The organism is Chitinophaga solisilvae (genome assembly GCF_009928525.1).
In the GTDB taxonomy this organism is placed as follows: domain Bacteria; phylum Bacteroidota; class Bacteroidia; order Chitinophagales; family Chitinophagaceae; genus Chitinophaga; species Chitinophaga solisilvae.
Map to the genome: position 1 here is coordinate 482,850 of NZ_JAABOK010000003.1, position 14,978 is coordinate 497,827.

7 protein-coding genes are annotated in these 14,978 nt (G+C 47.3%); all 7 read left to right on the forward strand.

Annotation, left to right across the window (positions count from 1 at the left end; all coding sequences use genetic code 11):
- Positions 1-2: 2 nt before the first annotated feature.
- A complete protein-coding gene (locus GWG06_RS07925) occupies positions 3-2,411 on the forward strand; it encodes an efflux RND transporter permease subunit (protein ID WP_127043879.1) in 2,409 nt (802 codons plus the stop codon).
- Between the two features lie 293 nt (positions 2,412-2,704).
- Entirely contained in the window at positions 2,705-3,355 is a 651-nt protein-coding gene (locus GWG06_RS07930; RefSeq protein WP_160712434.1) for a hypothetical protein, read from the forward strand.
- A gap of 537 nt (positions 3,356-3,892) precedes the next feature.
- Positions 3,893-6,958: a SusC/RagA family TonB-linked outer membrane protein gene (locus GWG06_RS07935; RefSeq protein ID WP_158631650.1), complete on the forward strand. Its 3,066-nt coding sequence runs from the start codon at positions 3,893-3,895 to the stop codon at positions 6,956-6,958.
- 36 nt (positions 6,959-6,994) lie between these two features.
- Positions 6,995-8,419 (forward strand): RagB/SusD family nutrient uptake outer membrane protein, encoded by a 1,425-nt coding sequence (locus GWG06_RS07940; protein ID WP_160712436.1) that lies wholly within the window; start codon positions 6,995-6,997, stop codon positions 8,417-8,419.
- A gap of 396 nt (positions 8,420-8,815) precedes the next feature.
- Positions 8,816-11,980 carry a SusC/RagA family TonB-linked outer membrane protein gene (locus GWG06_RS07945; RefSeq protein ID WP_127038162.1) on the forward strand — a complete coding sequence of 1,055 codons (3,165 nt, stop codon included), beginning with the start codon at positions 8,816-8,818 and terminating at the stop codon, positions 11,978-11,980.
- Between the two features lie 24 nt (positions 11,981-12,004).
- Positions 12,005-13,729: a SusD/RagB family nutrient-binding outer membrane lipoprotein gene (locus GWG06_RS07950; protein ID WP_160712438.1), complete on the forward strand. Its 1,725-nt coding sequence runs from the start codon at positions 12,005-12,007 to the stop codon at positions 13,727-13,729.
- A 32-nt stretch (positions 13,730-13,761) separates the two neighbouring features.
- Positions 13,762-14,655, forward strand: coding sequence for a hypothetical protein (locus tag GWG06_RS07955; RefSeq protein ID WP_127038166.1), 894 nt, complete (start codon positions 13,762-13,764; stop codon positions 14,653-14,655).
- Positions 14,656-14,978: the final 323 nt, after the last annotated feature.

Sequence of the window (14,978 nt, forward strand, 5' to 3'; positions counted from 1 at the left end):
TTATGTGGCAACGCTTAGCAGGTTTTGTGCTAAAATTCCGATTACCGCTTCTTCTATTATTACTGGCCGGCACGGGGGTGATGGCCTATTTCGCCAGTAAGGTACAGATGTCTTACGACTATGTAGCCACCATACCGCACGACAATCCAAAGTATCTTGAATACCAGGAATTCAAAAAGAAATTCGGGGGAGATGGAAATATGCTGGTGCTGGGCGTGCAGACAGATAAGTTTTTTACCGAAGATTTTTTCAGGGACTATATGCAGCTGAACAGGGATCTGAAGAAGATCTCGGCTGTGGAAAATATCCTGAGTGTTCCGATGGCTATCAACCTGGTGAAGAATGACAGCACACAGAAGCTGGAGGCCGGATTGCTGTTTAAAGACAGTATTACAGGTCAGGCACAGATTGATAGTCTGGCTGATGTGTTTAAAACGCTGTTGTTCTATAAAGGGCTGCTGTACAATCCGGAAACGAAGGCCTACCTGATGGCCATATATGTTAACAAGGATGTATTCAATTCTCCTGCCCGTACTAAGGTAGTAGCTGAAATAACGAAACTGGCAAAGGCATTTGAAGAGAAACACTATACAGATGTGCATCTGAGCGGGCTGCCGCTGATTCGTACCGTCATGGCCGTTAAGGTAGCAGATGAACTGAAGCTGTTCCTGAAAATTTCCTTTTTGCTGACCGGTCTGATTCTGTTTTTATTTTTCCGTTCCTTCGGCGCCGTGCTGATGTCTATGATAGTAGTGGCTATCGGGGTGGTATGGTCAGTGGCCACCATTGTAATGATGGGATATAAGATCACGTTGCTGACAGGACTGATTCCATCGTTGATTGTGGTAATAGGCATTCCCAACTGTGTATACTTCCTGAGTAAATATCATACTGAGTATGCCCGGCATGCCAACAAAACCAGGGCGCTGGTACGCATGATACAACGCATGGGTATTGTAACGCTGTTCACCAACCTGACAGCAGCCATCGGCTTCGGGGTGTTCTGTTTTACCAACAGTGCCATCCTGAAGGAATTTGGTGTAGTGGCGGGTTTGAACATCATGTTCATCTTCCTGATCTCTTTTATTTTTCTGCCTTCCGTACTGAGTTATCTGCCACCGCCGAAAACAAAGCATACCAATTATCTGGATAGCGGTTTCTTTGGCAAGGTGCTGGACTTCCTGACAACGCTGGTGTTTAAATACCGCAAGAGTGTTTATCTGGTAAGTATTGTACTGGTAGGGCTTTCACTGGTGGGCATGACCAGGCTGAAGTCTGTAGGATATATGCTGGACGATATTCCGAAAACGGATAAGCTGTTCATGGACCTGAAATTTTTTGAATCGAATTTCAAGGGGGTGATGCCGCTGGAAATAGCTGTAGATACGAAGAAGAAGAACGGAGTTGTTAATCTGCAGACGCTGAATAAGCTGGATGAACTGACGCAGCTGATATCATCGCAACCAGATTTCGCGCGGCCGTTGTCGGTAGTGGAAGGGATTAAATTTGCGAAGCAGGCGTATTACAATGGCGACAGTGCCAACTATGCAGTGCCTAATCAGTTTGACCTGGGTTTCCTGGCGCCTTACCTGCGTATGAAGGGAGCGGCTGCTACAGGCGCCAATACAACGTTTTCAAAGCTGGTAGCGTCATTTATGGACAGTACCAAGCAGGTGGCGAGGGTGAGTGTGAATATGAAGGATGTGGGATCACAGCGGCTGCCGTTGCTGATGGATTCGCTGCAACCTAAAGTAGCTGAGATTTTTGATACTGCGCATTATAAAGTAACATTTACCGGAACCAGTATCATTTTCCAGGAGGGCACCCGGTTTATTATCAACGGGCTGACAGAAAGCATTCTGCTGGCGTTTGTACTGATTATGTTCTGTATGCTGTACCTGTTCCGTTCCTGGCGGATGCTGATTATTTCGCTGATACCGAATATAATTCCGCTGGTAGTAACAGCCGGAGTGATGGGTTGGATCGGGGTTGCGCTGAAGCCGTCTACAGTGCTGGTATTCAGCGTGGCGCTGGGTATAGCCATTGATGTAACCATCCGTTTCCTGGTGAATTTCAAGCAGGAGCTGCCGCATCATAACCTGGATATATCAGCAACGGTGAAGCAGACGATTCATGAAACGGGGCTGAGTATTATTTATACTTCGCTGATATTGTTTGCCGGGTTCATGATTTTCAGTTTTTCAGAATTTGGCGGTACCAAGGCATTAGGCTGGCTTACTTCGCTGACGCTGATAGTAGCAATGATTACCAACCTGACGATTCTGCCGGCGTTGTTGTTATGGATGGAAAAGGCGTTGCTGAAGAAGGCAAGGAAGCAGGAATTGTGGAAGCCGCTGGACGAAGAAGAAGACATTGAAATGTCTAAACTGGGAGTAGACGATAAAGAATAGTAGATAAATTATTGCGGTGAGCCTTCAGGTATTTGTTGTTATTCAGTGGCAGCAAGCATCTGAAGGCTCTTTATTTATGCTAAACTATGTGCATATTTTAGCTAAAATGGACAAAAAAACGATATGAATTAATCTAGTGGACAGCATTCAAATACCCTTATCACCGCTCGTATAAAAGCTGCGGGTATACCCATAAAAAAATAAGAGGTTTATAATGCCATTCTAACCACTAGTTCATGAAAAACAAGTACTTAAAAGGTGCTCACTTATCTGAGCGCAAGTTTAAGGAGATTTTGCGGCTATTTGCCGATGATCTCACTGCGACGCAGATCGCCAACATCAGCGGTGTAAGCCGGGTGACTATTAACAGCTACCTGAAGAAGCTACGACACCAGATCGCGCGTTATTGCGAATCGCAGCACCCAGTGTCCGCTCCGGTCGTTGCCTACGACAGCCGACACGCAGAAGTCCATGCAGACCACGACGGCGGTGACACGCTGGTGGCTGTAAAGCCGGAAGTTGACCGTATAGTCAAGCCGGTGATATTTGGCATCTGCAGATTACCTGACCGGTTATACACCGAAATTTTACCAGATGTAAGCAGACCTATGATCCATGCCGCCACACGGGGCCGTTCCGTGCTGGAAACGCTGGATACGACGGAACGTTTGCGCCGGTTTAACGGGGTTGTTGATCTGGGTCAGTACCGTTTATACAGATTGGGTAACAGTATTACCGATACGTTAAACGGAAACCCGCTTATGGATGATGTAGACGCTTTCTGGGGGCTTACGAAGCACCGGCTGGCGAAGTTCAAGGGGCTGAACCGTAATACGGCCTATCTGCATCTGAAAGAGTGCGAATACAGGTTTAACCATAGAAATGAAGACCTGTTTGCGGTACTGCTTGAATTGCTAAAAACGTATCCGCTTACCTTATCCTGATAAAAATATTTCCCCGATTTAGATGGGGTAACATTAATCTCGATTTAGATTTTGGTTGATGAACGCAGGTGGTATTCTTGCCGCTTGTTTATTTTCAATCTTCTACAACTTCACTATATTTGTAATAAGTTAATGAAACGTTAAAAAGACGTTATCTAAATGTTATCGCCAAGTTTGCGAGCTTAATTTTTTGTTAATAATTTCATATATTTACGGCTGGTTGAAAATTTGCTAAGGAAACTGCTTATGAGGAAGAAGTTAATTACTTCCTGATGTGATTTATTGAATGAATTGCAAGGGAATGCGTTAATTTTTCATTATTCTACTAATTTACTAGAGTGATAGCTAACCATTAGAGAAGTCTCCACTACAAACGTTTTAATCATCATTTTTTTAGCGGAAACCAATAAGGATTTAAGACTACCCATGTAGTCCGATGCCAGCTTTTTATTAAACGGAACCAAAGTTATCAAGGCTTAGACCTTGATCAGATTTTTATTTTTTGAAGGTTAAAAATTAGGAAACAAAATCATGCTTATGAGGAAAGTATTATTTCTCCTCTTGTCCTTGTATTTCCTTGCCGGACAAGCTTTCGCGCAGAGTCGCACTGTAACGGGGAAAGTTACCGACGGAAAGGACGGCTCTCCTATTCCTGGCGTAACGATCCAGATCAAAGGCACCTCCAAAGGCGCCTCCACCAATCCTGACGGTGCTTTCACCCTGCAGGTATCACCCACAGATGTATTAGTAGTATCATTCCTGGGTTATGAAACACAACAGGTGCCCGTTGGCGCCAATGCTACCATTAATGTAAAACTGCAGGTGGATTCCAAAAGCCTGGAGGAAGTGGTAGTAACAGGTTACACCGTGGAAAAAAAGGCGGTATCCACTATCGCAGCTTCCAGCATCAGCGGTGCTAAAGTGAACAACATCGCACTGCCTGACGTAAACCAGATGCTGCAGGGTAATGCTCCCGGTATCGCAGTATCTACCAACTCCGGACAGCCAGGCGCCAGAACGGAAGTGAGAATCCGTGGTATCGGTTCCATCTCCGCCAGCAACAGCCCGCTGTATGTACTGGATGGTGTGGTGATGTCTTCCGGCGATTTTACCCAGAACACTGCTACGCAGGACATTCTTGCCAACCTGAACCCTGCCGACATTGAAACCGTAAACATCCTGAAAGATGCAGCCGCTACTGCACTGTATGGTTCCCGCGGTTCTAACGGCGTGGTGGTTATCACTACCAAAAGCGGTAAGAAAGGTCAGAGCAGAATCAACTTCAACGGTAAGTATGGTTTCCAGAACCTGGCGAAAAGCATCCCGATGATGAACTCCTCCGAGTTACTGAGCTATCAGCGCGAAGGCCTGAAAAATGCAGGTTACTCTGATGCCGACATCAAACTGTATCGCCCGGATTACCTGGCTAACATCAACACCGACTGGATGGACCTGGCTTTCCGCACAGGTAAAACCCAGCAGTATGGTGTGAACGCCAGCGGCGGTAACGAAAAAACTACCTTCTACGCTTCCGGTGATTACTTCAACCAGGAAGGTATCCTGATAGGTAGTAACTTCAGCCGCTACGCGGGCCGTCTGAACGTAGATCATAAATTCAATGAGAAGTTTGACCTGAGCGTGAAAATGAGCGGATCTTACACCGATCAGCGCAGCGCTGCCAGTGGTTCCAACTACTCTTCTCCTTTATCCGGCGCATTGACGCAGGTTCCCTGGATTCCTGCCTATGATGAGAACGGCGTGCCTTACAACGGTTACCTGGCTGGCCAGCCGGGTTCCAGCACCTGGGCTGGATTTAAAGATATTCCGCAGGCATGGAGACCAACCCTGCAGGGCGGTAACTTCCTGAACACCGTTGCCCAGAACTATGGTAAGAACAACAACACCCAGACCATCTTCAATGCTGCACTGGGATACAATATCATTGACGGCCTGCGTTTCGTAGTTAAAGGAAATGCAGAGCTGAGCAATATCCGTGAAAAATCATGGACCTCTCCTACCAGCTATGATGGCCGTAATAACGGAGGTTCCCTGACTTCTGTAAACAGCAACTTTGCGTTATACACTACACAGCAGTTGTTGACTTACAACTTCAACCTGGGTAAAGACCACAGCTTCCGTTTACTGGCAGGTAACGAGTATTCCTATCAGAACAGAATCTGGTCCCTGGGTACTAAAAACAATTTCCCCGGCGGCCAGCTGCAAGTGCCTGGCGTAGGTGCGGTACCGACTTCTGTAGATGGTAACGAAACTGCCTATGCTTTCCATGGCGTACTCGCAAAAGCTGACTACGATTATAAAGCTAAGTATTTCCTGAGCGGTAGCTTCAGAAGAGACGGTTCTTCCCGTTTCCCGAGAGACAGCCGTTATGGTTCCTTCTACTCTGCTGCTGCTGCATGGCGCATTACAGAAGAAGAATTCACCAAATCCATTTCCTGGCTGAATGACCTGAAACTCCGTGCCAGCTATGGTATCATGGGTAACGCGGAAGGTCTGGGTACTACTCCGGATTATCCGTTCCAGGCTTCCTACTCTCTTGCAGGTAACTACAATGGCGAAACTGCTGCATTTGCCAGCCAGCCGGGTAACCCGCTGCTGGGTTGGGAAAAGCAGAACCTGTTCGACGTTGGACTGGACTTCAGTGTTTTCAAAAAGCGTGTATACGGTAGCATCGGTTTCTACGATAAACGTTCTTCCGCATTGTTACTGCAATTGCCGCTGTCTCAGACTACCGGTTATGAAACAATGAACATGAACGTTGGTCAGATGCTGAACCAGGGCTTCGAGATCACGATCGGCGCTATTCCGGTACAGACCAAAGACTTTACCTGGACAACCGACCTGAACTTTGCTACACTGCGTAACAGGGTATTATCCCTGGGCGACCTGTCAGGTATTCCTGCCGGTTCCAGACAGCGTATTGAAGTAGGCCGTACGTTCGGTTCCTGGTACATGCCGGTTTGGGCAGGTGTAGATCCTGCTGATGGCGCTGCTACATGGGAAGACGGAAAAGGCGGTACTACCAAAATTTACGCGGATGCGCCAAGACAATTCGCAGGTCAGGCGTTACCTAAAATCACCGGTGGTTTTACCAACAGAATCAACTACAAAAACTTTGACCTGTCTATGCTGATTACTTTCAGCGCCGGCAACAAAGCATATAACTACAACCGCATGAACCTGGAAAGCGATGGTTATGTAACCCGCAACCAGGCAAAAGATGCGCTGGATCGCTGGCAGAAACCAGGCGATGTGTCCGACAGACCTAAAGTGATATTCGGTGGAACTACTTCCTCCAACTCATCTACCCGTTACCTGGAAGATGTTTCCTATGCCAGAATCAGAAACCTGACGCTGGGTTACAACTTCCCTAAACGTATGCTGGGTAAAATGCAGTCTCTCCGTGTGTATGCACAGGCAGAAAACCTGTACACCCTCACCAGCTACAAAGGATGGGATCCGGATATCAATACCAACCCGCTGCCTCCAACCAGCACAGCATCTGCTACGCAGAATGCCGGTATGGACTTTTACCGCTATCCTACTTCCCGTGTATTCACGTTTGGTATAAACGTAGGACTGTAAACGAAGAAGTGTTTATCAAAAAATGTTAGTTCAATTATGAGAAATATAAGACTTTCTATACTGGCATTATCTGCAGCAACTGTATTCTCAGCCTGTAACAGCAAGCTGGATCAGAGCCCTGCAAATTCGCTGGACGACAAAGCTGCCATCAACGAATCCAACGTGCGTATCCTGGCCAACGGTATGTATGAGCGCGCCCAGGAACTGGAATACTATGGCCGTGATTTCATGGTAGTAACGGATGTTGCCGGTAATGACATGAAAATTACCGCCTCCAACTCCGGCCGTTTCTTAAACGAGTTCCAGTATACTTTTCTGCCGCTGATAGCGTCCCAGGTGAAAACCTGGCAGAATGCCTACCGCGTTGCCAACCAGGCCAGCGTAATCATCGACAAGCTGCCAACCAACAGCAATACAGCTCCTTACAAGGGAGAAGCGTATTTCATGCGTGCGCTGGCTCACTTTGATCTGGTGAGAAGATATACGCAGCCTTACCTGCTGAAACCAGGCGGAGGTTCCGCTTACGATATGACTGCTGCCAACACCGGTATCGCACTGATCACCAATGCAGTGGAAAATCCAGGCACTTACAAGCCAAGCCGTGCAACACTGGCAGCATCTTATGCAGCCATCATTGCAGATCTGAAAGAAGCGCAGAAAATTGCGCAGACTAAAGATTTCTTCAGAGGTTCCAAAGACGCAGCTACGGCTTTACTGACACGTGCTTACCTGTATACCGGCGACTGGAAAAATGTTATTGCAGAAGCAAAGGATCTGATTACCAATTATCCGCTGTGGAACAGCGACAGCTATCTGAGCAACTTTACCGGAGATACCAAAACTTCAGAGGATATCTTCTCGCTGCGGTTCGTGAGCAATGAAAACCGCGGTTCCAATAACTTCGGTTACATTTATCTGCCTGCTGATGGTGGCACTGCCGGTGGTTACGGAGATATCCGTCTGACAGACAACTTTATGAAACTGCTGGAAGATGGCGACAAACGTAAATCTGTTACCCGGGAATTTGCCGGCGCTAACTACCTGATTAAATGGCAGGGCAATGCGCAGGGCTTTACCGGTATGGTAAACGTGAAAGTGCTGAGAATAAGTGAAGTGCTGCTGAACCGTGCAGAAGCCTATAACGAAGACGGACAGGCGCAGCTGGCACTCAATGATGTGAATGCACTTCGTACCAGCCGTGGTCTGAAGGCATTTACAGAGACTACCAAGGATGCACTCAGAGCTGAAATTGTTAAGCAGAGAAGACTGGAACTGGTAGGTGAAGGGCATGGTATGACGGATGTTTTCAGAAAAGGTCTGATCCGCAGCATCAAAGATAAGGATGCTATTCTGCCACAGACACCAGATATCGATATCAACAACAAAAGAATCTACTTCCCGATTCCGCAGGCTGAGATCGATGCAAATCCAAATATGGCGCAGAGCGCAAACTTTAAATAGTTTGTCTGCGGCTTAATATAAAGCGAAGGCGTAAACAGCACAAATCTGTTTACGCCTTCGCTTTTATGTGTTGTTTTTTATCGTGTATCTGCTGCCGTTTGTCGGGCAATACCTGTAGTTCATCTTACCGGAAAACAGGTGTTGAAAAAATCTTTTGTTATCCCCGCTTTATTTCTGCTGAAAAAAAATGTTAGCCTTCCTGACCTTGTTTGTCAACAATTCCCATACTTCTGATGTTATCTACGTGTTATTTAACAAATATTTAGTGATTGTCATATAGCAAAATAACCATAATCATCTGATATTATTTTAACCATTCCTGATATTATATATGCTTATTTTGTTGTAATTTGATTTAGTTAACTTCTTATTTAGTCAATCAAAACCAAGTCGCTTATGAAAAAAGAGCTACTACTATGGCTGTTCGTGTGCAGCAGCGTACTCAACGCGGTAGCCCAGTCACGAACGATCAGCGGAAAAGTTACTGACGCAAAAGATGGCTCTGCACTTCCCGGTGTAACAGTAGTAATAAAAGGTACCACCAAAGGTGTGTTTACATCGGGGGATGGAACTTACAAGCTGAACAACGTAGGAAGCGGTACCACACTCGTATTTTCCTTTGTAGGATACCTTAACAAGGAGGTGGCAGTAGGGGCAGATAATGTTGTAGATGTGACCCTGGAAGCCGACAAAAAACAGCTCGGCGAAGTAGTGGTGACAGCAGTAGGCCTGAAGCGGAATGAAGCGGCACTCGGATACTCGGTGGCCTCCGTAAAACCCGATCAGATACTACAGAAATCAGAGCCGGACATGCTCAAGGGGCTGCAGGGTAAAGTAGCAGGCGTAGATATCAGAACATCGCAGGGTACGCCTGGCGCCGCCACACGTATCAATATCCGCGGTAATACTTCCTTCTTCGGCAACAACGAACCGTTGATTGTAGTTGATGGGATTCCTTACAATAATGACCAGGTAACAACCTCCAGCCAGACTTCCGGAGGTGGCGCCTATTCGAGCGGCCTTTCGTCTCTGGACCCCAATGACATTGCTTCCATGACCGTGCTGAAGGGTGCCGCCGCCGCTGCACTCTACGGATCAAGAGCTTCTAACGGTGCGGTCATCATCACTACCAAATCTGGTAGCGCATCGTTATCGAAACGCAAGCTGGAAGTAACCTATTCCACTTCCGTTTCATTTGAAACTATTTCCAGCTACCCTAAGTATCAGAATGATTACGGTACCGGTAACGCCTTTACCTACGCCAATGCCAATGGTTCCTGGGGGCCCAAGTTCGGTACCCTGGATTCCATTCCGGTATGGCCTAACTACCTGCAGGCATTTCCGGGGCTATTTCCGGCTTCCGGCAAAATGAAGTACCAGGCAGTACCTAACAACGTGAAAGATCTTTTCAGAACAGGTTTTATTTCTGAAAACTCTATCGGCGTAAATGGCGGAAATGAAAAATCTTCCATCAGTGCAACGGCATCTTATCTGAGCCAGGATGGTTATGTGCCCCACTCCTTCTTCAACCGCGGTAACTTATCCGTAGGCGGTATTACACGGCTGACCAACGGGCTTACCGTAAATGCCAACTTCGCTTACAGTACCTCCAACCAGGCAGGTAGCGTATTCGGGGAAAACCAGGTATCCGGTGCGGCATCATCCTTTGCCCGTAACCTCTTCCTCGGAAGAACCTGGAATCTGGCGGGGCTGCCTAATACAGATGCCAGCGGCAAACCGGTGTCCACCAACAGTTCCCAGTACGATAATCCGTTGTGGGCCTTTGCTCATAATACCGTTAACACCAGTACAGACAGGTATGTGGCGGGTATCAAATTCAACTATGACATTCTTCCCTGGTTCAGTGCCAGTTACCAGATAGGTACCAATACCAATGTGCTGGACAGAAAGGAAACCATTGATATAGGCTCCAGGGGTGCGGAATCTGTAGGGCAGATTACCCGTCAGCGTTACCGCTTCCAGGAGATTGAGTCCAACCTGATAGGAACCTTTACGCCGAAACTCCGTAATGAAGATTTCGGATTCAAGGCTATCGTGGGGCATAACGTGAACCAACGTACGACAGTGTCGCAGGTAGTGCTGGGAAAAACCATCATTGTTCCCGGTATCTATAATCTGAATAACACCAAGAATCTGTTACCGCAGTCAGATGATTTTATCAGAAGAAGATTGTGGGGTGTTTTTGCAGAAATTGACCTGGATTATAAGAAGTGGTTATACCTGATATTAACAGGACGTAACGACTGGTCATCTACGCTGCCGAAAGATAACCGCAGTTATTTCTATCCCAGCGCAGCTGCTTCCTTCATCTTTACGGATGCGTTGAAGATGAACAGCAAAGTGCTCACCTTTGGTAAACTGAGAGCCAGCTGGGCGAAGGTAGGCCGCGATGCCAATCCGTATTCCCTGGCCAGCATCTTTAACGTAAACAGTGCATTCCTGGGGCAGCCGGGGGTAATGCAATTCCCCACAGCGGGCAATAACAAGCTGAAACCGGAGTTTACGCAGGACTTTGAAGTGGGAACTACCCTGGAGTTTTTTGACAGGCGTATTGCCCTGGATTTTGCGTGGTATTCCCGTTTGTCTACCAACCAGATTGCACCACTTACGCTTCCTCCTTCTTCCGGTTACGGTCAGGTGTTTGACAACTATGGCAAGCTGACCAACAAGGGTATAGAAGTAGACCTGAATGTGATACCGGTAAGAACGAAAGACCTTACCTGGAGTTTGCACTGGGTATTTACCAGAAACAGAAGTATTGTAAAAGAACTGAAGGAAGGCGTGCTGCGTCTGCCGCTGGCCGGGGTGCTGGACGAAATGAGTCCGTACCTGGAGCCGGGTATGCCTTATGGTTACCTGCGCGGTACTACTGATGCGCGTGATAAGGATGGTGCGCTGCTGATTGATCCCAACACCGGATTCCTCATCAGAAACCTGGATCAGGGAATGGTAGGCAATCCTAACCCTGATTTCAAAACCGGTTTAAGTACCACCCTGAACTATAAGGGTATATTTCTGAATGCGTTGTTTGACCTGACACGCGGCGGCGATATTTACTCAGTAACCGTGAGCTCGCTGCTGGGCCGTGGTGTAACGCTGGATACCAGGGACCGGGAGAATGTATACATCATTCCGGGTTACTACGGCGACCTGAACTCTCCGGGAACGCCGCTGCTGGATTCAAAAGGACAGCGTATACCTAATACAACGCAGATCAGTCTTTTTGAAAATTACTTCGGTGAAACTTTCGCTATCAACTCCGCAACAGAATGGAATGTGTATGATGCTACCGTATGGACATTCCGTGAGGTGACGCTGGGTTATGATTTCCCGAAAAGCATTTTCAGCAAAACGCCTATCGGCGGACTGACCCTGACACTGACTGGTCGTAACCTGTGGTTCTATGCGCCAGGCATGCCTAAGTATACGCACTTCAATCCTGAGGTTGGCAGCTTCGGTTCCACCAATACGCAGGGTATTGAATTATCAGGTGCGCCTACCACGCGCCGTTATGGTGTGAACCTGAAAGTGACCTTCTAGTAATCACGAAAAACAATTGAACCGATGAAAAGAGCAAGCTATATATTTTTAGTCACGTTGGCAGCAATGGCCGGCTGTACTAAAGGTTTCCTGGATATTAATACGGACCCGAACAATCCCACGAAAGTGACGCTGAATCAGCTGCTGCCTGCTTCCGAGCAGGGGCTGGGATATGCGATGGGGTTCACAAACGATGCGCGTGGCGCCCGTGGTCTTACGGAAGTATTGTCTGTATACATGCATCAGGTAACCGTACGTGAATCGCAGGATCAGTATGGGGCTACCGGCAGCCAGTTTGATATCAACAACTCCTGGTCTGATTTCTACAGTGCCCAGTCAGCGCAGCCCACGCCTGATTACATCGGTGTGCTGGAAAATCTGCAGGTGCTGATAGATGAAGCCAGGGCGGGTAATAACTATATCTATACAGCCATCGGGCGTATTCTGAAGGCATATGGAGTGAGTCAGTTTGTAGATGCCTTTGCAGATGTACCTTATTCAGAGGCGAACAAATTTGCCTCTGCGGGTATCCGTTATCCGAAGTTTGACAAGGGGCAGGATATTTATCCGCAGTTGCTGGTGCAGCTGGACAGTGCCATCGGCGAGCTGCAGGCAACCGGAGGGAATAGTCTGAAGCCCGCGGCAGATGATGTTTTTTATGGCGGAGACCCTGATCTGTGGATCAAGGCAGCCAATTCCATTAAACTGAAGCTGTACAATCAGATCAGGCTTACCACCAACGTTTCTGCAAAGGTTAATGAACTGATTAACGGCGGTAATCTTATCAGCAGTCTGGAGGAAGGTTTTATGATCCGGTACCGTTCCGGTACATCTCCTGATGATAGAAATCCTGGTTACAGTGAGTATTACGCAACGCAGAAATCGCATTATCAGAGTCCCTGGTTTTACGAAATTCTGAAAGGGCTGAATAAGCGCTTGTTTACGGGTATCCGTGATCCGAGGATTCCTTACTATTTCTTTAATCAGAATAAGCCACTGACCGCTGCGCAGAATGGTACAGATTACCGGGATTCAGCTTTTATCTCCATCCTGTTCGGATCAGTGGGTCCGAACCGTGATAAATCGCAGGATAACAGTATGACGGTGTTTGGTATTTATCCGGTAGGCGGCCGTTACGACGACCGGAATGCGCTGGTGGTAAATGGTGGTAGTGGAACCGGTGCTGCGCCGCTGCGTTTGCTGACATATGCAGATGTACTTTACATTAAGGCGGAGCTGCAGAATGCGGGGATAGTAGCCGGCGATGCGCGGGCAACGCTGCAGCAGGCGCTGGATGCTTCTTTTGCACAGGTCGATTTTGTGGTGAATCTGGCGAAGGGGTCGCAGAATATTCCGGCGCTGGCAGGAACGGCCTCAGCAACCGGTTATATCAACAGTATAATGGCTTATTATGACAGTCGTCCTACGGCAGCGGCTAAGCTGGAAGTAATCATGACAGAGAAGTGGATACAAAGTTTTGGTTTCAGTGGTGATCAGTATAGTGATTACCGTCGTACCGGTTATCCGGTGCTGTTTGATCCCAATAATGCAGCGCAGGCGCCGGGAGGGTTCTTTCAGCCGCCACTTACCGGAGATCCGTCTCTGGGCGGGCCGCAGCCGGCAGTAAAGGTGATATTGGGAAGACGGTATCCGTTATCGTTGCCGTGGCCTACCAATGAACTGAACGTAAATCCTAATGCACCAGCGCAGAAAGCGCCGGATACATCTCCGGTATTCTGGGATAAATAGAATCAGCATTAAGCCATTAAAAAAATGAATGTATGAAGACGTTAAAAAGCTTATTTATCATATTCACAGGGTTATGTATTTTTTATGCGTGTCGTAAGAATGATAACCCCAAGCTGCCGGATGGTATTTCCAAAGGAGTGCTGCCGGTACTGACGCAGGATGATGGCGGGGATGTTGTTATTCAGCTGGGTCAGAATTTTAAAACCAGTTTTACGGTAGGGCTGTATTTTCCTGAGGCTCCCAAGCCGCAGAAGATGGATATAGTAGTCAGAATGAACGACGGTTTTACGCTGGTGAGAACGTTGCAATCCAATATTACTTCTTTCCCTGCCAAGATCAATGTTACAGGAGCACAGCTGGCGCAGCTGTTTAACCTGGATGTAGCAGATATTCCTGCAGACACAAAATTCGAAATAAGGGCCAATATCACCAACAGTGAGGGAAAGGTATTACCCGGGTTTAATTATGGCATAAATGGCGCCGATACGTTCGATATAGCGCCATACGGCACCGACCCGCAGACCAATCCGGGCGCTAATATCAGTATGGTGTATCAGAAGGTATGTCCTTTGTTCATGAAGGATTTTGTAGCCAGCGGTACGCTGCAGGTGAAGGATCCTGGTTTTGCAAAGGCTACCTATACGGTGAAGGCAGCGCTGGATCCTGCGGATACATCAGTATTGATTTTAACCGACTGGCAGCAGGTACCTGGCGCGGTGATAAAGGTAAAGGCGGATGTGCAGCAGCTGACAGCGGCAGTAGCATCGCAGACGTATGCCAACAGTATTCCGGGGTATACCGGTACCAAATGGACGGTAAAGGGTGCGGGTGATTTTGCTACCTGTGATAAGGCTATTTCACTGAAGCTGACGAATAGTTCTGCGGAGAAGGGATATGGGCAGACGGATGTGACGATTACACCTTAACTAACGTCATCGCATATACTATCAGATAATGATCAGGCTGGTTCCGCAAGGTGCCGGCCTGATCGCTTTTATGAACTTATCTAGCGTGTAATTACGTAATCTTGTCTATATAAAAATATTACACAAACGGTGCAGGGAATTATTTTTTAATTTTCCTATATTGCATTCGCTATTTAAACAATATTTAACAAAGTATCAAAATCTGAATCAATAAACAACTGATGTTCCGTCCCCGGCTTGTTATGTTTTGCTTATGACTGTGCGTTTGTTTTACTTACTGTAAGAAACAGGACCTGATGCCAATAAGGTTTCTCATCGACAGT